General features: G+C 70.1%; 28 protein-coding genes, 1 tRNA gene and 3 pseudogenes. 15 read left to right on the forward strand and 17 right to left on the reverse strand.

Annotated elements, in window-relative coordinates:
- Positions 1–371: 371 nt before the first annotated feature.
- Together J4573_RS41400 and J4573_RS56420 are read right to left on the reverse strand one after the other, a co-directional pair.
- Positions 372–1481: a hypothetical protein gene (locus tag J4573_RS41400; RefSeq protein ID WP_208261619.1), complete on the reverse strand. Its 1110-nt coding sequence runs from the start codon at positions 1479–1481 to the stop codon at positions 372–374.
- Between the two features lie 138 nt (positions 1482–1619).
- Positions 1620–2177 (reverse strand): helix-turn-helix domain-containing protein, encoded by a 558-nt coding sequence (locus J4573_RS56420; protein WP_208261620.1) that lies wholly within the window; start codon positions 2175–2177, stop codon positions 1620–1622.
- 102 nt (positions 2178–2279) lie between these two features.
- Here J4573_RS56420 and J4573_RS41410 point away from each other — a divergent pair, with 102 nt between their 5' ends.
- On the forward strand, positions 2280–3152 hold the full coding sequence (locus J4573_RS41410) for a B3/B4 domain-containing protein (RefSeq protein WP_243774400.1): 873 nt from the start codon (positions 2280–2282) through the stop codon (positions 3150–3152).
- A pseudogene (locus J4573_RS56820) lies at positions 3152–3532 on the forward strand (EamA family transporter); the annotation flags it as partial. The gene J4573_RS41410 and the pseudogene J4573_RS56820, both read left to right, overlap by 1 nt.
- Before the next feature lie 114 nt (positions 3533–3646).
- Here the strand turns inward: J4573_RS56820 and J4573_RS56825 are convergent.
- Positions 3647–3727: pseudogene (locus J4573_RS56825) on the reverse strand (hypothetical protein); the annotation flags it as partial.
- A 72-nt stretch (positions 3728–3799) separates the two neighbouring features.
- Between J4573_RS56825 and J4573_RS56830 the strand changes: the two are divergent.
- Positions 3800–4204, forward strand: a pseudogene (locus tag J4573_RS56830) (EamA family transporter); the annotation flags it as partial.
- An 82-nt stretch (positions 4205–4286) separates the two neighbouring features.
- Here J4573_RS56830 and J4573_RS41425 read toward each other — a convergent pair.
- The 3 genes from J4573_RS41425 to J4573_RS41435 form a co-directional block, all read right to left on the reverse strand.
- Positions 4287–4715: a hypothetical protein gene (locus tag J4573_RS41425; RefSeq protein WP_208261623.1), complete on the reverse strand. Its 429-nt coding sequence runs from the start codon at positions 4713–4715 to the stop codon at positions 4287–4289.
- A 2-nt stretch (positions 4716–4717) separates the two neighbouring features.
- On the reverse strand, positions 4718–5092 hold the full coding sequence (locus J4573_RS41430; protein ID WP_208261624.1) for a roadblock/LC7 domain-containing protein: 375 nt from the start codon (positions 5090–5092) through the stop codon (positions 4718–4720).
- 95 nt (positions 5093–5187) lie between these two features.
- Positions 5188–6315, reverse strand: a complete 1128-nt coding sequence (locus J4573_RS41435; protein ID WP_208261625.1) for a hypothetical protein — start codon at positions 6313–6315, stop codon at positions 5188–5190.
- 358 nt (positions 6316–6673) lie between these two features.
- Here J4573_RS41435 and J4573_RS41440 point away from each other — a divergent pair, with 358 nt between their 5' ends.
- Positions 6674–7219 carry a snapalysin family zinc-dependent metalloprotease gene (locus tag J4573_RS41440; protein ID WP_208261626.1) on the forward strand — a complete coding sequence of 182 codons (546 nt, stop codon included), beginning with the start codon at positions 6674–6676 and terminating at the stop codon, positions 7217–7219.
- 66 nt (positions 7220–7285) lie between these two features.
- Positions 7286–7594 carry a hypothetical protein gene (locus tag J4573_RS41445; protein ID WP_208261627.1) on the forward strand — a complete coding sequence of 103 codons (309 nt, stop codon included), beginning with the start codon at positions 7286–7288 and terminating at the stop codon, positions 7592–7594.
- Here the strand turns inward: J4573_RS41445 and J4573_RS41450 are convergent.
- From J4573_RS41450 to J4573_RS41475, 6 genes are all read right to left on the reverse strand, one after another.
- Positions 7591–8409: an MEDS domain-containing protein gene (locus J4573_RS41450; RefSeq protein ID WP_208261628.1), complete on the reverse strand. Its 819-nt coding sequence runs from the start codon at positions 8407–8409 to the stop codon at positions 7591–7593. The two genes, J4573_RS41445 and J4573_RS41450, sit on opposite strands and share 4 nt — an antisense overlap.
- Positions 8410–8676: 267 nt before the next feature.
- A tRNA-Ser gene (locus J4573_RS41455) sits at positions 8677–8764 on the reverse strand.
- A 10-nt stretch (positions 8765–8774) separates the two neighbouring features.
- Entirely contained in the window at positions 8775–9212 is a 438-nt protein-coding gene (tadA, locus tag J4573_RS41460; RefSeq protein ID WP_208261676.1) for a tRNA adenosine(34) deaminase TadA, read from the reverse strand.
- 28 nt (positions 9213–9240) lie between these two features.
- The gene (locus J4573_RS41465) at positions 9241–9678 is read right to left on the reverse strand and encodes a tRNA adenosine deaminase-associated protein (protein WP_208261629.1); all 438 of its coding nucleotides are present in this window, start codon (positions 9676–9678) and stop codon (positions 9241–9243) included.
- Positions 9679–9776: 98 nt separating this feature from the next.
- A complete protein-coding gene (locus J4573_RS41470; RefSeq protein WP_208261630.1) occupies positions 9777–10262 on the reverse strand; it encodes a tRNA adenosine deaminase-associated protein in 486 nt (161 codons plus the stop codon).
- 141 nt (positions 10263–10403) lie between these two features.
- Positions 10404–10766 carry a hypothetical protein gene (locus J4573_RS41475; protein ID WP_208261684.1) on the reverse strand — a complete coding sequence of 121 codons (363 nt, stop codon included), beginning with the start codon at positions 10764–10766 and terminating at the stop codon, positions 10404–10406.
- Between the two features lie 146 nt (positions 10767–10912).
- Between J4573_RS41475 and upp the strand changes: the two genes are divergently transcribed.
- The 7 genes from upp to J4573_RS41510 all read left to right on the forward strand — a co-directional run bounded on the left by upp (position 10913) and on the right by J4573_RS41510 (position 17280).
- Positions 10913–11551, forward strand: coding sequence for a uracil phosphoribosyltransferase (upp, locus tag J4573_RS41480; protein WP_208261631.1), 639 nt, complete (start codon positions 10913–10915; stop codon positions 11549–11551).
- A 258-nt stretch (positions 11552–11809) separates the two neighbouring features.
- Positions 11810–12070, forward strand: coding sequence for a three-helix bundle dimerization domain-containing protein (locus J4573_RS41485; RefSeq protein WP_208261632.1), 261 nt, complete (start codon positions 11810–11812; stop codon positions 12068–12070).
- 76 nt (positions 12071–12146) lie between these two features.
- On the forward strand, positions 12147–12305 hold the full coding sequence (locus J4573_RS41490; protein WP_208261633.1) for a hypothetical protein: 159 nt from the start codon (positions 12147–12149) through the stop codon (positions 12303–12305).
- A gap of 7 nt (positions 12306–12312) precedes the next feature.
- Positions 12313–12843 (forward strand): PH domain-containing protein, encoded by a 531-nt coding sequence (locus tag J4573_RS41495; protein WP_208261634.1) that lies wholly within the window; start codon positions 12313–12315, stop codon positions 12841–12843.
- A 248-nt stretch (positions 12844–13091) separates the two neighbouring features.
- A complete protein-coding gene (locus J4573_RS41500) occupies positions 13092–14513 on the forward strand; it encodes a helix-turn-helix domain-containing protein (RefSeq protein ID WP_208261635.1) in 1422 nt (473 codons plus the stop codon).
- 621 nt (positions 14514–15134) lie between these two features.
- Entirely contained in the window at positions 15135–15827 is a 693-nt protein-coding gene (locus J4573_RS41505) for a FadR/GntR family transcriptional regulator (RefSeq protein ID WP_208261636.1), read from the forward strand.
- Between the two features lie 145 nt (positions 15828–15972).
- On the forward strand, positions 15973–17280 hold the full coding sequence (locus J4573_RS41510) for a CynX/NimT family MFS transporter (RefSeq protein WP_243774403.1): 1308 nt from the start codon (positions 15973–15975) through the stop codon (positions 17278–17280).
- Positions 17281–17482: 202 nt separating this feature from the next.
- Here the strand turns inward: J4573_RS41510 and J4573_RS41515 are convergent, their stop codons facing one another.
- From J4573_RS41515 to J4573_RS41530, 4 genes are all read right to left on the reverse strand, one after another.
- On the reverse strand, positions 17483–17782 hold the full coding sequence (locus J4573_RS41515; protein ID WP_208261638.1) for a type II toxin-antitoxin system VapB family antitoxin: 300 nt from the start codon (positions 17780–17782) through the stop codon (positions 17483–17485).
- A 17-nt stretch (positions 17783–17799) separates the two neighbouring features.
- Positions 17800–18663 (reverse strand): KPN_02809 family neutral zinc metallopeptidase, encoded by an 864-nt coding sequence (ypfJ, locus tag J4573_RS41520; RefSeq protein WP_208261639.1) that lies wholly within the window; start codon positions 18661–18663, stop codon positions 17800–17802.
- 80 nt (positions 18664–18743) lie between these two features.
- Positions 18744–19109: a VOC family protein gene (locus J4573_RS41525; RefSeq protein ID WP_208261640.1), complete on the reverse strand. Its 366-nt coding sequence runs from the start codon at positions 19107–19109 to the stop codon at positions 18744–18746.
- Between the two features lie 276 nt (positions 19110–19385).
- Positions 19386–20573, reverse strand: coding sequence for an MFS transporter (locus J4573_RS41530; protein WP_307797323.1), 1188 nt, complete (start codon positions 20571–20573; stop codon positions 19386–19388).
- Between the two features lie 54 nt (positions 20574–20627).
- On the opposite strand from J4573_RS41530, the gene J4573_RS41535 reads away from it, so the two are divergent.
- Positions 20628–21533, forward strand: coding sequence for an AraC family transcriptional regulator (locus J4573_RS41535; protein ID WP_243774404.1), 906 nt, complete (start codon positions 20628–20630; stop codon positions 21531–21533).
- An 8-nt stretch (positions 21534–21541) separates the two neighbouring features.
- Here J4573_RS41535 and J4573_RS41540 read toward each other — a convergent pair whose 3' ends face one another.
- Positions 21542–22090 carry a TetR/AcrR family transcriptional regulator gene (locus J4573_RS41540; RefSeq protein ID WP_208261679.1) on the reverse strand — a complete coding sequence of 183 codons (549 nt, stop codon included), beginning with the start codon at positions 22088–22090 and terminating at the stop codon, positions 21542–21544.
- 70 nt (positions 22091–22160) lie between these two features.
- On the opposite strand from J4573_RS41540, the gene J4573_RS41545 reads away from it, so the two are divergent.
- Complete coding sequence (locus tag J4573_RS41545; protein WP_243774405.1) at positions 22161–22589, forward strand: nuclear transport factor 2 family protein; 429 nt, start codon at positions 22161–22163, stop codon at positions 22587–22589.
- Between the two features lie 146 nt (positions 22590–22735).
- The gene (locus J4573_RS41550; protein ID WP_208261641.1) at positions 22736–23236 is read left to right on the forward strand and encodes a pyridoxamine 5'-phosphate oxidase family protein; all 501 of its coding nucleotides are present in this window, start codon (positions 22736–22738) and stop codon (positions 23234–23236) included.
- Positions 23237–23239: the final 3 nt, after the last annotated feature.

The following is a 23239-nucleotide window of genomic DNA, read 5'->3' on the forward strand; positions in this document are numbered from 1 at the left end:
CGCTTGGGCCTGCGCGTCTGGGTTTCCGCGCCTGGGCTTGCGCGTCTGGGGCTGCGCGTCTGGGGCTTGCGCGTCTGGGGCTGCGCGTCTGGGTTTCCGCGTCTGGGGCTGCGCGTCTGGGTTTCCGCGTCTGGGGCTGCGCGTCTGGGTTTCCGCGTCTGGGGCTGCGCGTCTGGGGCTGAGCACCTGGATTTCCGCGTTTGGGCCTGCGCGCTTGGGCCTGCGCCTCTGGGGCTCCGGGCCTGGGTTTGCGCGCCTGGGTTTCCGCGCCGGGCCTGCGCGCGCGGGGGCTGCGCGTCCGGGCCTGCGCGTCCGGGCTTCACCGCCTGGGGCTGCGTCGGGGCGGGCCGGTGGGGCGGGGCGTTCGGGGGTCAGTTTTCGGTGGAGCGGGCGGTGATGGAGGACTCGACGGGGCCGGTGGCGCTGGTGGCCTGGTGGGAGCCGACCATCCAGACGCTGCCGGGCAGGGACGCCGAGGCGAGCCAGACGGCGGTGTCGCCCATGGGGTGCGGGGACGCGGTCACCGACCAGCGGCGGCCGTCGAAGTGGGCCAGTTCCCCGCGGCCGCCGGCGACCCAGATGTCGTCGGGGGCGAGGGCGGTGATCGTGTTGGCGGCGGTGATGGGCGCCTTGACGCGGCTCCACTTGCGGCCGTTCCAGCGCAGGACGCGGTCGCGGCCCACGGCCCAGGCGTCGTCGGCGGCGATCGCGGCGACGCCGGTCAGCGGGAACCTGGTGGACGGGCTGGGGACCTGGGCCCAGGAGGCGCCGTCGTAATGCATGATCAGGCCGGCGCGGTCGGCGGCGCCCACGGCCCACACGTCGGTGGGCGACGTTCCGGAGACGGCCAGCAGCTTGCCCCTGGCGATCGGGGGAGTGGTCTCCGGGTGCCAGGCCTTGCCGTCCCAGTGGATCGCGACCGGGCCCGCGGGCCTCGTGGCGGAGCCAGCGGAAGCCGCGGTGCCCGCGGTGCCCGCGCCGCTCACGGCGGAGGCCGCGGCGCCCGCCGGGCCCCAGGAGAAGCCGTGGCCGACCGCCCAGGCCTCGGCGCCGAACATCGCCACGTCGGTCAGGACGTAGTCGCGGGCGGCGTCGGGGGCCGTCCAGCTCGCCCAGGACGAACCGTTCCAATGCTGCACGAGCGGGACCTCGGTGCCGGCGAGCCGGTCGAACCCGCCGCCCACGGCGATCGCGCCCTCGGATGAACGGGAGATGCCCTGGAATCCCGCGCCGAGGAGGGCGGCGTCGGCGGCCGGGCCGGGCGGAACGGCCCAGGCCGTGCCGTCCCAGCGGGCGAGGAGCGGCTGCTGGGCGGCGTGCCCGGCGACCCAGATCTCCTCGGGGGAAGCGGCGGCGACGCCGTTCAGCATGTGCGGGATCTCGACGACCGCCGGCGCGATGGGTCGCCAGGCGGCGGCGTCGGGAAGCACCATCACCGCGCCCTTGACTCCGGCGCGATCGTGCGTCTCTCGTCGGTTCACCGCTCAGGGCCTCTCAGCATCAGACGACAGATCATCGTGCGGGATCATCGACCGTCCGAAGGTGTCTTGACAAGCGTACGCACAAAGCTTCAACGAATCTGCTTCCGTGGCCCGTTCCAGGCGATCAGGGCATACCGGTCAAAGGTCCAGGACGGCGAGGATGAAGTGCAGGTCGTGGCTCCCTTCATTGCCGTACGCGTGCGGCCGGTCGCCCACGAACACCGCGGCCATCCCGGCCTCCAGCACGTCGACGTGACCGTCCACGTGCAGTGAGAGTGTTCCCTCTTCTACATATACGGCCTCTTTCGTCCCGGGGACGTGTGGTTCGCTTTCTCTTTGCTCTCCTGGGCGAAGTTCCCACCGCCACAGCTCCAGTGACGGGCGCGGATCACTGCCGCCGAGCAGGGTTCCGAGGCCGCCGTTCGGCCCGCGCCACAGCACCACCTGCCGGTTCGGCGGGAACACCCGGACCGGCGGCTCCTCGGTGACCTGAACGAGCCGGGTGAGCGGCACCCCGAGCGCCTCGGAGATCCGGATCAGCGTGCTCAGGTTGGGGTTGCCGCGGCCCTGCTCCAGCCCGACCAGGACGCCCTTGCTGACGCCCGCCCGCGCGGCCAGCTCGTCCAGGCTCCAGCCGTGCCCGCCGCGCAGCGATCGCACGGTCTTGGCGACGGCCTCGCCGATGTCCTCGCTCACGAACGCTCCTCGATCATCCTCGATCACAAGCCCTCTCGGTCGTTATAGTGCCATCAAGAGTCTATTAAAATGACCGCTGACCTTGAGGTGAGGAGTGTAAGGATGCTGGACCGGATCGCCGTCGACCAGGCCGTGTTCGACCTGCGGCCGGACTTCGCGGTGCTCGTGATCACTGCCGAGGGACTGGTGAACGGTCCGAGCGACGCCGAAGCCGAGGCCTGGCTGGCCGCCGCCGCCAAGTCCGCCATCCCCGAAGCCGCCGGTGCTGCCGCCGCCGACGCCGCCATCCCCGGAGCCGGTGTCGCCACCGCCGGAGCCGGTGCCGCCGATGGCCCTGCCGCTGGAGCCGGTGCCGCCGAGGTCGGTGTCGCCGACGCTGCCATCCGCGGAGCGGGTGCCGCCGAAGCGGGCGCGGCCGAAGCCAGTACCGGTGCTGGCGCTGGTGCGGGCTCGGCCGTTGAGGATCCGCATGTGGTCGCCTGGCGGGAGGCGTACCGCGCGTTCGGCGCCAAGCCACAGCGGACCCGGCCGTCGGTGGACGCGCTGCTCCGCCGAGCCGACGCCCTGCCCGCCATCAACAAGGTCGTGGACGCCTACAACGCGATCAGCGTCCAGTACCGCCTGCCGGTAGGCGGCGAGGACCTCGACGCCTACCAGGGACCGGCTCGCCTGATCCGCGCCACCGGCGACGAGCCGTTCGACGTGATCGCGGGCGGCGAGCCCGCCGTCGAGCACCCGTCCGCGGGCGAGGTCGTCTGGCGGGACGACGCGGGCGTGACCTGCAGACGCTGGAACTGGCGGCAGTGCGTCCGCACCCGCGTCACCGAGTCCAGCAAGAACGTGCTGTTCCTGCTCGAGCGCCTTGAGCCGTACAGCCTCGACCGCCTTCAGGAGGCCGGCGAGGACCTGTCCGCCCGACTGCGCGCGATCTCCCCGGACGTCCGGATCCAAAGCCGCCTGATCGGCGGCGCCTGATGGTGACACTGCTGGCGCTGGGCGCGGCGCTGGCGTACGGCGTCGCGGACTTCCTCGGCGGGGCCGTCGCCCGCCGTTCGACCGCCCTCAGAGCACTGCTGTGGTGCGTTCCGGCGGGGCTGCTGCTCGTCCTCGTCGCCACGGCCCTGACCGGCGGAACGCCCAGCGTCTCCGGCTTGGCCTGGGGATTCGGCGCCGGGCTGGCGGGCGGTACGGGCCTGATCACGTTCTACCGAGCCCTCGCCCGCGGCCCGATGAGCGTGGTCGCCCCGGTCTCGGCCCTCGCCGCCGCGATCCTGCCCGTGGCAGTCGGCCTCCTGCGCGGCGAGAAGCTCGACACGAACGTGATCCTGGGCGTCCTGCTCTGCCTGGTCGCGATCGGCCTGGTCAGCATGGAGAAGAACGACAAGAAGAAGGAAGAGACACCAGCCCATGGGCACCCTGCCCAGGGACGCCCTGCCCAGGGACGCCCTGCCCAGGGACGCCCTGCGCAGGGACGCCCCGCGCAGGGACGCCCCGCGCAGGGACACTCCGCGCAGGGACGCCCCGCCCCAGGGCACCCCGCCCCAGGGCACCCCGCATCGCGGCGTCCCGTCCAGGGGCGCGGCGTCCAGGGGCGCGGGCTCCTCGACAGCGGCCCTCTCATGGCGGGCATCTCGGGTGCCTGCTTCGGCATCTTCTTCATCATGCTCAAGCAGGCGGGCGATGGCGCAGGCCTTTGGCCCCTCGTCGCAGCCCGTACGGGCAACCTCGTGGTCATCGTCGTGGCGTTCATCTTCATGGCGCGCATGGGGGAGACCGGCCCCAAGGTCTCAGGCCGCTTCCTGATAGGCCTCGCCCTGCTTTCGGGAGCCTTGGACGCCTCGGCCAACGCGTTGTACTTCCTCGCCGTACAGGACGGCATGCTCAGCCTGGCCGCCGTACTGACCTCCCTCTACCCGGCCATCACGGTGCTGCTGGCCCGGGTCGCCTATAGCGAACGCCTTCGCGTCGTACAGCAAGTAGGCCTCGCCATAGCCGCAGCGGGCGTGGCACTCGTCACGGTCGGCTGATCCGTACGAACCGGGCCCCGGATGCAAGCATGAGGGGAGCCGTGGCCAGAGGGGCGTCCCAGGCCACGGCTCCTTCTTCTGCTCACAGGCCGGCGTGGTCTTTGACCACTCGCCTCGCCTGCGCGAACAGCATTCCGACGTTCACCGACTTACGGCAGACGATGACCGCGACGACGTCCTCGCGGGAGTTCATGCGCAGGAAGAGATGGGTCACGTTGTCGCTGTTGACCAGGACCTCCTGGAAGTAGTGCTGGTCGCTGTCCAGGCCGCGGCGCTCCTTGAAGACGTCCTCGATCATGACGACCGTGCGGCCCTGGAAGAGGTCGAGCGTCGCGCCGGCGAGCAGGTCCATGACCTCCGGCGGGTGGCTCTCCACGGTCTCGTACGCGAGCAGCATCCCGGTGGACATGTCCACCACGCCCGCCGCGACGCAGTCGGGCACGTCCGCCTGCAACGTCTTGACGAGTGAGGCGACCTGGTCGCCGAAGCCCGCGTTGTGTTTGTTCGGCATTCCTATTCTCCTTCGATGAGGATCGAACCGATCCGATCTAGGGTCGGCTGCGAGTCGCTGTGCAGCCGTCCGATGTCCAGGCCCTCGTCGCCGAGGACGACCATCAGCGCCAGGTCCCCGAGTGCGTACACGGCCGTGTATCCGCGGCTGCAATAGGCGACCGCCTGATCGAGCGCGCCCTGGTCGGCGACCGTCACCGTGCGCCGGGCTATCCCGAGGCCGGCCGCGGCCACCGCCGCGAGACTGTGCGGGTCGATGCCGTCCCCGGTGTCGGCGGCGACGAGCAGGCCGTCGACGGCGGCCACCACGGTGCCGGTGACTCCGGTGATCTGCTCCCGCAGTCCCCGCATCTCGGCGAGCATTGCGTCGTGATTCATGGCTGATCTCCTCGCGGATGTGCGCACATAAGAACTCCAGAACGCGCTCTTTGTCCGCTCCTCGCACGCCTTTCACCGGCATGCGCCGTCCGATTTCAACCATCGAATCCCCCTGGGCGTCCGCGAAGGCGTAGAAAATCACGCCAATGGACGCCAGTTCCGTCCCTTTCTTCGTCGTCTTCTCCCGCGATGCCCGGGTCCCGTCTGCGCCGGGGCAGCTCCACCGGAACGATCGGCCCGGTCGCTTCCGCGGAGCCGGCCGTTCCCCCGGACCCGGCCGTTCCCCCGGCCTCGGTCGCTTCCGCGCCCCAGGTCGTTCCCTTGGCCCCGGCCGTCCGCATCGCCCCGGCCGCTCCTTCGGGCCCGGCCGTGCCCGCCGCCCCGACCGCCCCCTCGAACCCGGCTGTCCCCGCGCCCGCGCTCGCGGCCGCTCCCGCCGCCCCGTCCTCCTCGGTCGCTCCGCCATAGCCGCCGGCCAGCGTGCCCTCGGCCGAGTCCGGTTGCGGAGGAAGGCGAGGTAGGAGCGGTCTGGAGTTGCCGGGCATGCGCGGGACCGGCTGCTCGACCGCGACCCGTTCCAGCAGGCCCTCCGTGAGCATGCGGGAGGCCTCCACGGTCACCGTGTAGACGCTGCGCCCCGTCATGAACGCGATGTCGCGCGCGCAGCGCCGCCCGTCGCTGAGCTGCAAGATCTCCTTGCGTACGGGCACCTCGTCGTGCGCCCGCCCCAGCCGCCCCGTTCCGCGTACGAACCGTTCGCGATGAGGCAGGACGGCGTCCGGCAGCGAGGCGAGGGCGTCCAGGCGGCGCCGGGCCTCGTGCAGGAGCCGTTCCGGGTCCTCGCCCCGCCCGCCCTCCATCTCGCTCGTGCTGTGCAGAACGCAGTCGCTCATCTGCCCCGCGAGGATGGCGAACGTGGCGTCGACGGCCGCCATCAGCCGGATCACGTGCAGCTCCGCCGCACCGATCTGGCCGTCGTGCACCGGCTTGCCACCGGAGCGTTCGCCGTCGCTGATCCGGCCTGAACGCGCCAGCAGCGTCTCGGGCCCGGGCGCGCCCGGGCTCTCGACGGCCAGCACGAGTCCCCGGGCGAGCCGGAAGACACCGCCGGGTTGCCCCGCGATCTGCAGATACCCCGAGGCCTGCCCGGTCGCGCACCGCTCCAGCGCGCGATGAAGCAGGCGGTACCCGGCGGCGTCGAGGGATTCCCGAATACCGGACATGATTCCCCTTGGCTGGATCATCCGCCAAAAGAAGCGTGAATTCGTACCGCGCGAAGAACCATGTCTAGCAGCCGTGAGTGGTCATTCCCGGCTAGTAGCGAAAACTGGATATGGGTGGAAATTTCAGCAATGCGAAAACTGTCATTGCCCGTATAAATCAGGATCGATGCCCGGGAATCCCGTTTTCTTGATCCCCAACCCCGCCGATTGGTCCTCTACCTGCGAGGTCTCGCCTACCTGCCAGAGAACCAACGCAAATTACGACACATGACGCCACTTGTTGCCCCAAATGCCCGCAAATACGCTCCTCCAGACCTGACCCGGGTCACGCAGTGTCGCTCCAGAGGAGGACCCCCGCATGCTGCGACGCAGAGGAGCACAGGCGCTGATCGGTGCCGCCGCGATCTCGTTCTCGATCACCCTCGCCCCCGCCGCCCACGCCGCCACCACCACGCTGTACTACGACGACAGCCAGGCCGCCGAGTTCAAGAGCGCCGTGGCCGCCGGCGCCCAGGTCTGGAACACCAACGTCACCAACGTCCGCCTGGTCAAGGCCCCCGCCGGCCGCCGCGCCGAGATCAAGATCATCGCCACCAACGGCTGGCCGCAGTCGATCCTCGGCCCGATCCGCCCCGGCGGCAGCGGAACGGTCTGGTTCGGCCGCGAGGCGGTGAACGAGGGCTACAACACCACCCGCATCGCCGCGCACGAGCTCGGCCACAGCCTCGGCCTGCCCGACCGCAAGCCGGGCCCCTGCTCGTCGCTGATGTCCGGCTCCACCGGCGGCGTCTCGTGCACCAACGCCACCCCGAACGCCTCCGAGAAGGCCGCCGTCCAGTCCAACTACAGCTCCGCCCTGACGACGACCCCGCGCACCGGCGCCGTCCTCACCGACGCTCCCTGACGGACGTGCCCTCCGCGACCAACACATCCCCTGGCCGCGGAGGGCACCCCCGTGCATGCTGATGGCGTGACCAGAGCGTCCAGAGTCGTCTTCACGCGTCCGAAATGGCGCTACCGCGACGCGATCCGCTCCTACCGCCTGTACATCGATGACGTGCCGTGCGGGAAGATCAAGGCCGGTGGAGAGCTCACGATCGACCTCCACCCCGGCCGACACATCGCCGAGGCCCGCATCGACTGGTCGGGCAGCCCCAGACTGAGGTTCACGGCCCAGGAGGGCCAGACCACCCGCATCCAGGCCGCCCCTGCGGGCAACGCGCTGAAGTTCTGGCAGGCGTTCACCCACGCGGGCTATGTGGAGCTGACCTTGCTCTAGCTCACGACGAACGACAGGTGCGGGTGGTGGGAGCTGATGCCCTGCCGCAGCGCCCTGGTGGCCTCCGCCGTACCGCGGATCGTGACCCGGATGCCCGTCTGGGCGATCTTGTAGAGCGCCTGCATCACCGCGCTGCTGAGGAACGTGGTCACCGCGAGGTCGATGATGACCCCGGTGTCGAACGGCAGATGCGGCAGCGCCCACGTGATCCGCTGCACCGCGTAGGTGTCCAGGTCGCCCTCGGCCCGCAGTTCCCCTTCGTCGCTGTAGAGCCGGAACTGCGGTACCGGACTCGAGCTCGACAGCAGCGGATGCAGCGTCGCGGTGTTGCGGAGCCGGTCGATGTCGACCCGTTCCCGGTCGAACGCGCACAGTCCGATGACCGGCTGCTTCGACATCAGCTGGTCCGCGACCATCTCCCACCGCAGCCACGCCCGGAACCGCTCGTCATTACTGAGCAAGGGCGTATTGTCCGCCGCGACCCGGATCGCCTCGTACCCCTCGGCCTGAGCCTCGGCCAGCGCCTGAAGGAAAACAGTCCGCTGATGCGCCGCGTGCACGACGCCCGAGGCGCCATAGACCTCGGCGATGCTCGCGACCGTGAGCACGCCCGAGTCGATCAGATGATCCATGCCCTCGAGCCTGCTGGCGTTCGGGTCCTCGGCCACGTACATCAGCCGCTCACCCGCCGCCGCCCCCGTCGCGAGGAAGTCCCGCGCCAGCGCCGGAAACTCGTCCGGCCCCGAGTACACCCACCCGATGTGGTCGTGGGGTCCGATCCCTACCAGCTCAGCGCACGTGCCGTGATGCCGCATGAGCACCCTCCCTGAGGACGGCCGACAAGCCACGCAAACACACAATCGGACGCCACGTCAGTACTACGCCCGCTACCTCTGTGTCGCCGCAGTTTCGCTCACTGTAGACACCCCCGCCACCCCGGGGGCCGAAACTGCAGACCGGCTATAGATCCTGCGGAGGGGTTTCGAGGGCTACTGAGACTGGAAGTGGGCCTGAAAACGCTGAGGGCGGGACCCGTGGGTCCCGCCCTCATACGCGTTAGGCCAGGTGGACGGCCATCTTGGTGGCGGTGGTGGTGGGATTCGAACCCACGGAAGCTTGCACTTCACACGCTTTCGAGGCGTGCGCCCTCGTCCACTAGGCGACACCACCGCGGGAGAGCCTACCCGACTCTGCGGTGCACAAAGAACTCGGTGAGGAGTGCGCCGCACTCGTCGGCGAGGACCTCGGCGAGGACCTCGGGGCGGTGGTTGAGGCGGCGGTCCCGTACGACATCCCAGAGGGAGCCGACGGCGCCCGCCTTGCGGTCGATGGCGCCGTACACGAGGCGGTCCAGGCGGGCCTGAACGATGGCGCCGGCGCACATCGTGCAGGGCTCCAGGGTGACGATCAGGGTGCAGCCCGAGAGGCGCCAGGTGCCCAGGGTGGCGGACGCGGCGCGCATGGCGACGATCTCCGCGTGGCCGGTGGGGTCGGCGGTGCGTTCTCGGTCGTTGTGGCCCTTGCCGATCACATTGTTCGAGGCGTCCAGGACGATGGCGCCTACGGGGACCTCGCCGGCGTCGTACGCCAGGCGTGCCTCGGTGAGCGCGCGGCGCATCGCGGGCTCGTACGAGGGCTCGGTGAGATCAGTCACGGAGCCGGTCGAACTCCTCGCCGAAGCCGGCGATCTCGGCGACCGTCAGGAGCGCGTCGCCCGGTACGGCGCGTTCGCCGAGATCGGTGACGCGCTTGGCGTCGACGCCGAGGTCGTCCAGGAGGGCGGGGTCGCCGGCGGCGTCGCCGTCGGGAACCTCGCCGACCAGCTGGTGGAACAGGCCGCCCAGGCCGTCCTCGCGTACGGCGGACACGAAGGCGCGCGGGTCGTCCTCGCCGTCGAGGCGGACGATCGCGAACCAGTCGTCGTCCTGCTCGATCAGGAGCAGCACCGGATCGCCGTAGGACTCCACGGCGGCCTCGCGCATCAGATCGGCGACGTCGTCGACGCTCTCGGCCTCGGCGAGCACGGCCTCGGTCCCCACCCAGCCCTGCGGGGTCTGGGCGAAGACGGCGGCGAAGTAGGACACGTGCTTATTGTGACCCAACGGGTTGCGTTGGACACACCCTTGGACGCCCGCATTTGACCACATCGGACGGCCGGGCCGTCCGATCGTGCGGATGAACGTCAGGAGACCGCGTCGAGGGCCCGTTCGAAGGGCGTCGCGAACCCGAGCCGTCCGGCGATGCTCAGCAGCATCTCGTCGGGATAGAGCTCCAGGTCACCAGAGATCGCGCCGAGCTCCATCTCGTCCAGCCCCAGGTCGGAGAAGATCGACATGTCGCCGACCGGCAGCACCTGGTCGAGCTCCTCGTCCTCGGGGATCGGGATGTCCAGGTAGTCGAGCACCTGACCGGCGAGCGCCCAGTCCACCGACGCCGTGACGTCGGAGAGGAACACCATCGCCTCACCGGCCACCAGGCGGATCGCGACGAAGAAGTCGTCGCCGACCGAGACCAGCCCGATCGTCCCGCCGAGGCTCGGCTGCTGGCGCAGCGCGTGGATCAACCCCGTCAGGTCCTCGGTCAGCGCGACCGGGAGGATCTCGGCCTCCCACTGGTCGTCTTCCCGATACACCACGACGGCGAAGTCCGTCGCGTCCACATCCGTCATTTCCACCCCACCGGCGCGGTTCCTGCCAGGGCATGGTCGCAGATGCAGCGCGCCCTCGCGTACCCCACCGGCAAACTCGCGTCGCACGGCGGAGCCGCGGCGCAGGTTCCGGCGCCGCGGAACGAACCTACTTGATCCGGGTCAGTTGATACGGAAAGTGCGGTGCCGCAACGCCGCATGAATCCGCGCCCGCCGGGAGCGGTGCGGCGTCACGCGCCTGCGGAGCTCGCGAGCCTCGGCCAGTTCGCGCAGGAAGATCGCCCGGCGCCGCAGATGCTCGCGGACCTCCTCGGGCGAGACCTCCTCGGCCTGGGCCGGGCGGCTCGCTTCGCCGTCCGTCGCCTGGGCGGGCTTGGCGCCTGAACGTGCGTCCGACCGTGCGTCCGCTCGCTCGTCCGGGCGTGCGCCGGGGCGTGCGGTGGCCCGTGCGTCCGCACGTGCGTCGTCTGATGCGTCCTGAACTGTGGTGTTGGCGGGATCCGCCGATCCCTCTGAGGCGGGCACGGCGGGGGCCGGACCCCTGGGCCGGCTGGGGTCTGTCGGCCTTTCGTTGCGATCTCGGCTCATACCGCCATACTGCCCAGCACAGGACACTCCTATCCACTTGGGTACGGGGTGGTGGGTCGTCGCAGGTGGGCTACGGTGAGCGCATGCAGACCCTTGCCGTCGATCATCCGCTCGTCGCGCACAAGCTCACAACGCTTCGCGACGTGCGCACCGATTCGCCGACGTTCCGCCGGTTGGCCGACGAACTGGTCACCCTGCTGGCGTACGAGGCCACCCGCGACGTGCGGGTCACCCCCGCCACCGTGCAGACCCCGTTGACGGCGGCCGAGGGCGTTCAGCTGGCCAGTCCGAAGCCGCTGGTCGTGCCGATCCTGCGGGCGGGCCTGGGCATGCTGGACGGCATGACCCGGCTGCTGCCGACCGCCGAGGTCGGCTTCCTCGGGATGATCCGTGACGAGGGCACCCTGCAGGCCCAGACGTACGCCACGCGCCTTCCGGAGAACCTCTCCGGCCGCCAGTGCTACGTCCTGGACCCGATGCTGGCCACCGGTGGAACGCTGGCCGCGGCGATCAAGCTGCTGTTCGACCGCGGCGCGGACGACGTGACGGCGATCTGCCTGCTGGCCGCCCCCGAGGGCCTGAAGTACCTGGAGCAGGCCTTCGAGGGCAGCGACGCCCCGATCCGCGTCGTCACGGCGGCCGTCGACTCGCACCTGAACGAGCAGGGCTTCATCCTCCCGGGCCTCGGCGACGCCGGTGACCGCCTCTACGGCGTGGTCTAGGCCTTCCAGCCCCCTCAGCTCTGTGTGTTCGTGAGCCGCCGTTCGGCTACGGACGGCTGATCCGTTTCGGGCTCGCCATACGCCTCTCAAGCCTCTCAAAGCCCTTGGTGGCGGGGTTTCGCGGGAATGTGATGTTCGCCGCGGCGTCACCGTGGGTAATAAACTGCTACGGAACGTCAGTGATCGTTCCCCTCCGCCGCCCTGGCACAGGGGACCGTTTGGGACCGGGGCAGCGTGAGCGAGGCTCGAGGAAGCGTGATGGCTCACCAAGGGGATGGCGAACTGCCGGGTTACGAGGAGATCGGCGAGCGGCTGACCGAGGAGTTCTCGGGCGTTCACTCGCCTGAGACGGTCGAACGTTGCGTCTCGGCCGCCCGGCACGGGGCACAGGAGGTCACCGGGTCGGCTCCGCCGGACCTGGTGGAACGGATCGCACGCAAGCACCTTCAGGTGCTGGCCATGGTCGCGGCGGAGAAACTACGCCGTGCCTCACGGACCACTCTGGGCAACGCGCCATAGTCCTTGCTTTGTCGGGGATCGCGGCTGTGCAAAACTGACTTGGGGTCGTGGGTCATCGTGGTCCGGGAGGCAGTCATTGCCCGCCAAGAAGTACGTCGTGTGGGTCGCAGTGGCCTTCGTGGCCTTCTATGTCTTCAAGCAGCCCGACGGGGCCGCACACTCCGTGCATCAAGCCGCGAATGGCCTCTCGTCGGCAGCGGACTCCCTGACCACCTTCGTCAACGCGATTCTCTGAGGCCACGATGAGGCTAGTGACGCCGGGAGACTCGGCGCCGGCGTCGGTAAACAAATATCTACTTCCGCACGAGACACAGGTCATCACGGTGCGGCGGCATCCGGCCGTTCTGATGGTCCCGGTCGGGCTGGTGCTCGGCGGGCTCATCCTCGCCGGCGTGCTCAGCAACACCGTGGCCAGCGACGCCGGGTCGGTGATCAGCTGGATCTGGTGGGGCTGGCTGATCCTGCTGGCCTGGTTCGTGTGGCGCGTCGCGGAGTGGTCGGTGGACTACTTCGTCATCACCAACCAGCGCATGCTGCTGACCACGGGCCTGATCACCCGCAAGGTCGCGATGATGCCGCTGGCCAAGGTCACGGACATGAGCTTCAAGCGGACGATCGCCGGCCGGATGCTGGGCTACGGCGAGTTCGTCCTGGAGTCCGCCGGTCAGGACCAGGCCCTGTCCGCCGTGCCCTACCTCCCCTATCCCGAGCAGCTTTATCTCGAGGTCTGCGAAATGATCTTCCCGAACAAGAACCCGGTCCCCGACGACTGACGGACCGGCCGCCCCTCCGACCTGCGGGTCCTCGTCATCGTCCCAGGTCAGAGGCCATGTCTCGGATTCAATGATCAAGCATTGAACCGTCCCGGGCGCGCGCTCGTGACAGGGGATGAGGGAGCGAACAGGGCCGATCGGGCTGATCACACCCCTCCCCGGTTCGTTACTCACGATGTGCGTTAACCCGCAATGTGCAATCATGTCGGCACCCCAGCCGCCTGATTACTTCCGCTAAGTGAGTCCACATGCCGGGTCCAGGCAACGTCGGCGAGCGTGTCCGCAACTTGCGGTTGACCAGACGCCTGTCGCAGGCACAGCTCGCAGGTCATGACCTTTCTGACAGCTATATCTCGTTGATCGAGTCGGGAAAGCGAACGCCGACCCCGACCGTTCTTCGCATGCTCGCCGAACGCCTCGGGTGCACGCCCGAATATCTCGCCGAGGGCGTCGAGCCGGAGCAGCGCGCGCACCTGGAGGTCAGGGAGCGCCACGCGTACCTGACCCTCCTCGACGGCGACCCCGCGACCGCGGAGGCCGGCTTCGACGAGGTGCTCGCCCGCAGCGACGACCCCGACCTCACCTCGCGCGCCCGGTGGGGGCGCGCCCGCGCCCTGGAGGAACTGGGACGCACCGAGGCCGCCATCGCGCTCTTCGAGGAGCTGCGCGAACAGGCCGAACGCGACCCCGGCCGGGCCAGCTGGCTGCCGCCGGTGATCGCGCTGGCCCGCTGCTACCACTCGGTCGGCGACCTGGGGCAGTCCATCTCCCTGGGCGAGCGGGCCCTGTCGCGCCTGCAACACCTCGGCCTCGAGGTCGGCAACGAGCACACCGAGGTCGGCCGCATCCTGCTGCTCGCCTACGTGGATCGGTCCGATCCCGAACGCGCCCACACGCTGGGCCGCCGCCTGCTCGTACCGGTGGACGGCGAACACTCCGACGCCCCGGCCAGCGCGCACTACCAGCAGGCCAGCTCCCGCGCCCTCAACGAAGGCGCCGTCGGCGATGCGCTTTACCTTGCCGACCAGGCCCTCGCCTCACGTGGCGGAGACACCCCCCTGCGCGCCCAGGCCCGGCTCAACCTCGCCGCCGCCAGGGCCCTGCTGCGCGGGGTGACGCCGTTCACCACGGCTCCGCAGCCGTACGGCATGGAACGCCCTCCCGGCGACCCGCGCAAGGCCGCCTCCGAGGCCCTCGACCTCCTGCAGACAGCCTCGGTCCTCGAAGGCGCCGAGGCCACCGAGAGCACGATCGAGCGCTCCCGGGCGCTCGTGCTCCTCGGTGAGCCCGAACGGGCCGTCAGCGACCTCGAGGAGTTCCTGGACACCGGCCTGGCGCTCGCCGCCACGGGCACCGTCACCTCCGAACCGGGCACCGACCTGGCCGCCCGCGCCCGCAAGTCCGTCCAGGCCCGCCTGGTCCTGGCCCGCGCCCGGATCGCCCAGGGAGACCGCCCGGCCGCCCTGGTCGTCCTGCGTTCCGCCTCAGGCCAGCTGAACGGCCTCCCCCCGGGCCGCCCCGTCGCCCACGTCTTCCGGGAGCTCGGCGAGCTCTTCGAAGCCGCAGGCGACGCCCTGGGAGCCGCAGCCGCCTACCGCCAGGCCCTGGAAGCCGCCGGCCTCCGCCCCGCCCGCCCCCAAGCCCCCGCCCGAGACCTAGGCCGCGTCTAACCCTGGCCCTCTAAGCCGGGCCGCCCTGGCCCGCTCCGGGCTCGCCCCGGAGCGGCCGCGCCCGCCTGGGCGGGTGCTCCGGCTGGTGTACGCCTCGCCGTCGAGGCACGCGTCGAGGCACGCGGCCAGGCACGCGGCTGGCCGTATGGCACCGGCCGTGCTGCCCCGGGGGCGGCCAGCTCGCTGCCCCTGATCGCGGCTGCCTGATTGTGCAGGCACGGCGCGTAGGCCAGGACCACGCTGGCTCAGACCACGCTGGCTCAGACCACGGCCGCGGGCTACATGGCTAGGCCTGCAAGGCTGCGGAGCGGGGCTCTGGCGGTGCTGTCGGTCGCAATGGCCTGGGCTGGATGAGGCGCGTTGGGTGGACGCGGAGGAGCTCGGGTCCTGGGCGTTCAGGCCCGGCAGGCTTAGCGGGCTCGAGTTGAGCGCGGGCACTCTGGGGCGGCTGTACGGGGTTCGCGCGGGCGGTGGGGTGATTCGTGCCGCATTGGCGGGGCTGGAATAGAAGAACGGTGTTCATGGTCCTAAGATGGAGACATGGGATGATTGGCTGACCGGAGGTTAGGTCGCCGTATCTCGTTCATCGTCCGCCACGCGCCCGCACCGAGGAGGGGAATCTTGACTCTGCGCACCGCACGCCGCTCGTCACTGGTCGAGCAGGTGATCGACCAGCTGAGGAACGAGATCGCTAACGAGGTGTGGCCGGTCGGCGGGAAGATTCCGCCGGAGCCGGTGCTGTCGGAGAGCCTCGGGGTGGGGCGTAACACCGTACGGGAGGCCGTACGGGCGCTAACGCACGCCGGGCTGCTGGAGTGCCGGCAGGGCGACGGGACGTACGTGCGGGCGACCAGCGAGCTGTCCGGGGCCGTACGCCGCAGGCTGGAGACCGCCGAGCTGATCGAGATCCTCGAGGTGCGGCGCGGGCTGGAAGTCGAGGCCGCGAGGCTGGCGGCGTCCCGCCGTACCGACGCCGACATCGAGGCGATCAAGCAGGCGCTCGCCCGGCGTGACGCCACCTGGGCCGCCGGCGATCATGCCGAGTTCGTCGAGGCCGACCTGGCGTTCCACACCGCCGTCGTCGAGGCGACCCACAACCAGGTGCTCACCGACCTGTACCGCGACTTCAGCGCGGCGCTGCGGGCGAGCATCGGTGCGGCCGGTGCGCTGATGGAGCACGCCGACATTCCGCACGCGCCGATCGCGGACGCGATCGAGGCAGGGAACGCGGCGGCCGCCGCGCAGGCCACCCATTCCTGCCTGGACGAGATCCTCCGGTCGACGGAGAGCCCCAAGGTCCCGGCACCCGCTTGACCTGACCCAAGGCAGCGGCCTTCACGGACCCGGCCGGGTCCGCATCACACGCTTCACGTGCAAGACACGCGGGCAGAGCCTTGCCCCGCGCCCCCGATGCCCCTGTACGTAGACGACCGCGCTCGCGCGCATGACGGAAGGCGAAATGACTACCTCGACACGCATCACCCGGGCGACCGGGCTCTGGACCCTCATCGGACTCGTCCTGCTCACGATCAACCTGCGAGCCGCCATCACGGGCATCTCGCCGGTGCTCGGCGATCTGCAGGACACGTTCGGGCTGTCCGGTGTCGAGGTGAGCGTTCTGACCACCCTTCCGGTGCTGTGCCTGGGCATCTTCGCGTCGGTGGCGCCCATGGTCGCCCGCCGTCTCGGCGCCGAGGTCGCCATCGCGGGCTCGCTTTTCATGATCACGGCCGGGATCCTGTTGCGGATCGTTCCGTCGTCGGTCGCGCTGTTCGCTGGAACGGTCCTGGCCGGCGCGGGCATCGCGATGGGGAACGTCCTCATGCCGGCCGTCATCAAGCGCCACTTCTCCGACCGCGTGGGCTCGCTGACCGGGATGGCCATGATGCTCATGGCCGCCAGTGGCGCGATCGCCGCCGGTCTCGCCGTTCCGCTGGACAACGCCGGAGGCTGGCGCGTGGCCCTCGCCGTCTGGGCCGTGCCGTCGCTGATCGCCGCGCTCGCCTGGGGCCCGCTCGCCCTGCGCAGCCGTACGGAACGCAAGGCGACCGCCGAGACCGCCGCGGCGCCCCTCAAGACCGAGGGCGGCTCGCTGCTGCGCTCCCCGCTGGCCTGGGCCGTCGCGGTCTTCATGGGCATGGCGTCGCTGATGTTCTACGTGCTGATGTCGTGGCTGCCCGAGATCATGCAGGACCACGGCTTCGCCGCCGCCGAGGCCGGGATGATGGTCTCGGTCATGATGATCATCGGTATCCCGCTGGGCTTCCTGGTCCCCGTGGTCGCCGCCCGCATGCGCGACCAGCGCGTCATGATCCTCGGCGTCGCCGCCTCGATGGCGATCGGCCTGGTCGGCATGCTGATCGCTCCCGAGGCCGGATGGCTGTGGGTGTCGGTGCTCGGCCTGGCGACCGGCAGCGCGTTCCCGCTGGCGTACACGCTCCTCAGCCTGCGTTCGCCCAGCCCGCTCGTCGCCGCGCGCCTGTCGGGCATGGCCCAGACCGGCGGCTACCTGCTGGCCGGCTTCGGCCCGCTCGCCGTCGGTGTCCTGCACAGCGTCACCGGCGGCTGGGAGGTCTCGATCCGCCTTCTGCTGGTCCTGGTCGTTCCGGAGACCATCTTCGGCCTGCTGGCGGCTCGCCCTGGGTTCGTACGCCCGGACACCACCCACGCCGAGGGTCACCTGGAGCACCTCATCGAGCCCAAGGACTTCACCCCGGCCAGCAACTCTGCGGCGGCGGCCGTCCCCGAGCCCGCCAACGCCCGCTGACCAGGCCCCAGCCCAGCCCAGGCAAGGCTCAGCTCAGGCCGGGGCCTTGCTCAGGCCAGGGCGTTGCTCGGGCAAGGCTCAGCTCAGGCCAGGGCCTTGCTCGGGCCTGGGCCTTGCTCGAGCAGGGCCCGGCTCAGGCCCAGGCCAGGGCCTTGCTCAGGCCAGGGCCGGGGCCCGTTCCCGGGAGTCGGGGTGGTGCGGGTCAGATGGCGTCCATGTCGAAGACGCGGGCGTGGATGACCAGGCGCTGATGGAGGGCGGAGCGCAGGGCGCGGTGGAGGCCGTCCTCCAGGTAGAGCTCGCCGTGCCAGAGGACGACGTGCGGGAACAGGTCGCCATAGAAGGTGGAGTCCTTGGCCAGCAGGGACTGCAGGTCGAGCTCGCGTTTGGTGCTGACGAGCTGGTCCAGGCGAACCTGACGCGGTGGGATCTTGGCCCAGTCCCGAGACGAGAGATTGTGCTCGGGATAGGGGCGCCCTTCACCCACCGACTTGAAGATCACGCCCTGAGTCTACGGGGTCAGATGGAGCCCGAGAAGGTATCGCACCGGCGGGGGTCGCCGGTCTCGTAGCCGGTCGTGAACCATTTCCGCCGCTGCTCAGAGGTTCCGTGCGTGAATCCGTCGGGCTGGACATAGCCCTGTGTCCGCTTCTGGATACGGTCGTCGCCGACCGCCTCGGCGGCGCTCAGCGCCTCCCGGATGTCGGTGTCGCTGAACGGCTTGTCGAAGAATCCGGTCGCGACCGCGTTCTTGGCCCAGTTGCCCGCGTAGCAGTCGGCTTGCAGCTCCAGGCGTACCGAGTAGCTGGTGGCGCCCGAGTCCTTGCTGTTGCGCATGTTGCCCAGCAGGTTCTGGATGTGGTGGCCGTACTCGTGGCCGATCACATAGGCCTGGGCGAACGGCCCGCCCTGCGCGCCGAACTGCTGCTGGAGCTGGCTGAAGAACGACAGGTCCAGGTAGACCTTCTGGTCGGCAGGGCAGTAGAACGGGCCGACGGCCGAAGTGGCATACCCGCAGGCCGTTTGCGTTGCCTGGCTGAAGAGTTGCGTTCTGGCAGGGGTGTAGCGGTTGATGGCCTGCTTCCAGTAGTTCTGGATGCTGTTGACCGTCCCGACGATGCGGCAGTCCTCGGACTGGTCGGCGTCCCGGCCCGTACGGCACTGGGCGGCCAGGTCGCTGCCCGAACCCGCCTGTTGGGCGGTGCGCTGCGGCGTGGGCCCGCCGTTCCCGGTCAGGTCGATCCCGAAGAACATCCCGACGATCAACGCCAGCAGCCCGACCGCGCCGCCGCCGATCGCCACGCCCGTCTTGGGTATGCCGCCGCGTCCCCGCGCGTCCTCGACCTGAGAGCTGTCGAGCTCGGCGTCGTCCCTGAAGTCCATCGCGGCGTCCCCCTCCGGGCCGGTGCCCCACCGGTAAGACGAACCTTTCCCTTCGGGGACGTGCCGCTAACGCATCGTGATCATGCGCTGAACTGGGTGAACGAGAGCGTGTTGCCGTCCGGATCGGCGAACCAGGCCACCTGGTCGCCGCCGGGCGTGGTCCAGATCCCGAGCTCGTCCTGCTCCATCCCCTCGTACCGAACGAACGCGACCCCGCGCCCCGCCAGCCGCGCCACGTCGTCCGCGATGGCGTCCGTGCTCCACCCGAGGATCGTGAACGGCCGCGGCTCAAGCTCCGGCACCTGCGTGACCCGCACCATCACCCCGTCCGACCGCAGGACCAGCGCGAACGGAGTGACCTCGACGACCTCCAGGCCGAGCACGCCCTCATAGAACGTCCGCGCGCGAGCAAGGTCCGTGGACGGAACGAACGCGATCAGGGACATCAGCGGCCTCCAGCACGGCAGTAGTCCGCGCCTCCGAGACGCGGCCCCTCAGCCCCATCATCTCCACCGGCCCTGGCAGCGCGTGGAGCGAAGCTGAGCCAGCTAGGGCGACTGCCGAGCGCGCGGGCCTGGCACGCGCGGGGCACTCGGGTTCAGGGAGCTGAGCTCGCGAGGTGCTCGGCCTCGGGGCCGCGTCCTCAGGGGCTTCAGAGTTTCAAGGTGCTGAGGCCCAGGAGGCCGAGGCTCAGAGAGCTGGGGCTCGCAAAGTGCTCGGGCTTAGGGGGTTTGGGCGGGGGTTGGTTTGGCGGGGGGTTCGGCGTCTTGGGGTTCTTCTAGGCGGCTGGGCTCTCGGAGTCGTTGGGCGAGTAGCAAGGCGGAGATGGGGAGTACGGCCAGGGTGGCGAGCATGGTGCGCAGTGAGGTCGCGTCGGCCAGGGCGCCGAGGGCTGGGGCGATCGCGCCGCCGACGCTCACGGCCAGGCCGAGTGTGACGCCGCTTGCGGTTCCCACGCGGGTGGGCAGGTAGTCCTGCCCCAGGGTGATGTGCAGCGAGAACGGGACGTACAGCGCGATCGCCGTGACCGCGATCACCCCGTACAGCGCGGGTCCGGGGATCAGCACGACGGCGACGAGTGCGGCGGCCGCCGTCGCGTACGACCAGCGCATCGTACGGATGCGGCCGAAGCGGCCGGCGAGCCGTCCGCCGAGCACTGTGCCGATCGCGCCGCCCGCGTACAGCACGAACAGCGCGGCCTCGCCCGCCACGTGCCCGGGGTGGACGCGCTGCTGCACGAAGAGTCCGAGGAACGAGCTGAGCCCGATGTACGCGACCGAGCGCAGGATGACCACCGATGAGAGCACGCGGAACATCGGCCAGTTGTCGGCTCCGGCGGCGTGCTTCTTGGACGTGCTCGCGACGCGCTGGCCGAGGAGCGGGAGGGTGATGAGCGTTCCGAGGACGGCCGGAACGATCAGGAAGGGTGCGGCGGCGAGTCCGCCGGTTGCCAGGACTGGCGTCGCGATCACGGGCGCGAGCGCGAAACCGACGTTGCCGCCGAGCGAGAACCAGCTCATCCCCACGTGGTCGCCGCCGGTCACCGCGCGGGCGAGGCGCGCCGATTCCGGGTGGTACGCGGCGACGCCGAGGCCGGTCAGCGCGATCGCCGCCAGGGTGAGGGGATAGGAGCCCGCGACCCCGATCAGCGCGACGCCGAGCCCGGCCGCGATCGTGCTCGACGGGATCAGCCACGGCATCGCCCACCGGTCCGTCAGCACCCCGAACAGCGGCTGTACGACCGACGACAGCAGCGATGCGGCCAGCACGAACCCGGACAGCCCCAGGTAGCCGTAATGCCGTTCGGAGGCCAGGAACGGCACCAGCACCGGCACGATGCCCTGATAGATGTCCACGCTCCCGTGTCCGGCCGAGAGCAGCCACGTCTTCGCTGATGTCTTCGCTCGCACACGATCAGCGTCGGCGAGGGGCATGGTTGGCGGCTTCCAATAAACTGCCAACAAATGTCGATTCCCCGCCACATGCCGATCGCGCCCACCGGGCTGCGCCGCCTCGCGCCCGGAGCGGGGATCAGCGCCCACCACCACGACGAGAACCAGATCGTCTACGCCGCCGCCGGCGTGCTGTCGCTGACGACAGATCGGGGACGTTGGATCGCCCCGGCCACGCAGGCGATCTGGGTGCCCGCCGGAACCGTCCACGAGCATCGCGCCTACGGCCGTACGGACATTCACCTGCTCGGTCTGCCGCTGGACGCCAACCCGCTGAACCTCCAGGCCCCGGCCGTCCTCGCCGTCGGCCCGCTGCTCCGCGAGCTGATCATCGAGTACACGCGGGGCTCTGAGGCCGGGGATGCGGCCGACTACGACTGGACTTCAGCTGGCCTCGACCGGACCTCGGCCGACCGCGACCGGGCTCCGGCCAGCCTCGACGCTTCTGCCAGCCTCGACCGGACTTCGGCTGGCCTCGACCGGAACTCGGCTGAGCGCGATCAGAATTCGGCTGAGCTCAACCGGAATTCGGCCGAGCGTGATCGGCTCCGGGCCGTTCTGCTCGACCAGCTCCGGCATTCGCCGCGCAACCCCGTTCACCTGCCGACGCCGCACGATTCCCGGCTGGCCGCCGTCTGCGCGCTGCTGCACGAGGACCCGGCCGACGGCCGACCGCTGGCTCGGCTCGGCGCCCAGGTCGGGGCCAGCGAACGCACGCTGTCGCGGCTGTTCCGCGAGGAGTTCCACATGACGTTCCCGCAGTGGCGCACGCAGCTTCGCCTGCACCACGCGCTGATCCTGCTGGCGGAGAACGTCCCGGTCACCGTGGTGGCGCACCGCTGCGGCTGGGCGTCGGCGAGCGCGTTCATCGACGTCTTCCGCCGTACGTTCGGCCATACGCCCGGCCGCAGCCGCTGAACGCCACGTCAGCGCGGCGGCGCCAGGCCGTTGAAGATGACCGCCAGAGTCCGCTGACGCAGGTCCAGGTCCCAGCCTCCGTGGACCGCGCCCTGGCAGGCGGCCGCCAGCAGGGCAACGACCTCGTCGGTCCTGACCTCCGCACGTACGGCCCCGGCCTCTTGGGCGCGGCTCAGCAGCTTCGCGATCCCGCCGTTCAGCAGCTGAACGGCCCCGGCGATCTGAAGGTCGTCCCCGTTCTGCGCCAGCAGTTCGACGACCGTCTTCTTATGCGCGGCCTGCTCGACCGTACGGCTGAAGAACGTGAAAAGCCCGCCCGCGCCATCGGCACTGGCCAGCTCCTCGGCTTCCCCGGTGAGCCGTTCCAGGAGGCCTTTCATGATCGCTTGGAGGAGCGCCTGCTTGGTGGGGAAGTGGCGGAAGATCGTTCCGATCGCCAGGCCCGCCCTCGCCGCGACCTCCTCGGTCGAGGCGGACGGACCGCGTTCGGCGAAGACCTCTTCGGCGGCCGCGAGGATGCGCGCGCGGTTGCGGCGCGCGTCGGCGCGCTGTGGCATTGACAAGATGAGTCTCCACTCATCATTCTGAACATGAGTTTCCACTCATCTTATCCCGCGGGAGGATCTCATGTCCGCCACGCAGCACGTCCTCAGCCCGCGCGAGCTCAGCCCGCGCGAGGTCTTCGACCACATGCGCCGCCGCTGGCTGAACGACGAATCCATCGGTGACCTGCTGGCCGAGGACGTCGTCCTCGAGACACCGTTCGCCCCGCCCGGCAGGCCCACCCGCATCGAGGGCCGCGACCGCTTCCTGGCCATCGCCGAGCCACAACGCGCCGCACTCCCCGTCCGCTTCGAGGCGGCCCCCGTCCTCGCCGTCCACGACACCCTCGACCCCGAGGTCATCGTCGTCGAGTACGAGCTCGCCGGAACGATCACCACGACCGGCCGCAAGGCCTCCGCCCCGTTCATCGGAGTGCTCCGCGCCCGCGACGGGAAGATCGTTCAGTGGCGCGAGTACCAGCACACGCAGGCCATGGCCGCCGCCCTCGCCTGACCACCGCGCCGCTGGGCCAGCCGCGCTAGGGGATGGACAGAACACGTTCTGAGAAAAGTGCGGTCCGGGTGTCGAGAACGTGGCGTCGGCTCCGTCCCAGGTGCAACAAGGGGCCACGAGGGGCCACGCGACGAGGGAGGACCGCCATGGAGCCGAACGAGATCACCGAGATCCTGAGCCGGCCGTACAGCCAGGAACTGCTGGCCCGCGACATCACCCGCCTGGCGTACGTGGCCAAGGACGGCACGCCGCGCACCATCCCGATCGCGTTCGCGTGGAACGGCTTGGAGGTCGTCATGTGCACTCCGAAGAACGCGCCGAAGCTTCAGGCCTTGAGCGAGAACCCGATGGTCGCGCTGACGATCGACACCGAGGTGCACCCGCCCAAGATCCTGCTCATCCGCGGCAGGGCCGAGCTGGACTACGTCGACGGCATTCCAGACGAGTACCTCCAGGAGACCAGCAGCTACGAGATGACGCCTGAGCAGCGGGTCGAGTGGGAGGCGGGGATTCGTTCGCTCTACAGCGACGGCATGGTCCGGATCGTCGTCACCCCGACCTGGGCGAAGCTGATCGACTTTGAGACGACGCTGCCGAGCCCGGTCGAGGAACTGGTCCGGCAGCAGCAGGAACGTCAGCAGGCCTGAGCT

It is taken from the genome of Actinomadura barringtoniae, assembly GCF_017573505.1.
Classification (GTDB): Bacteria; Actinomycetota; Actinomycetes; order Streptosporangiales; family Streptosporangiaceae; genus Spirillospora; species Spirillospora barringtoniae.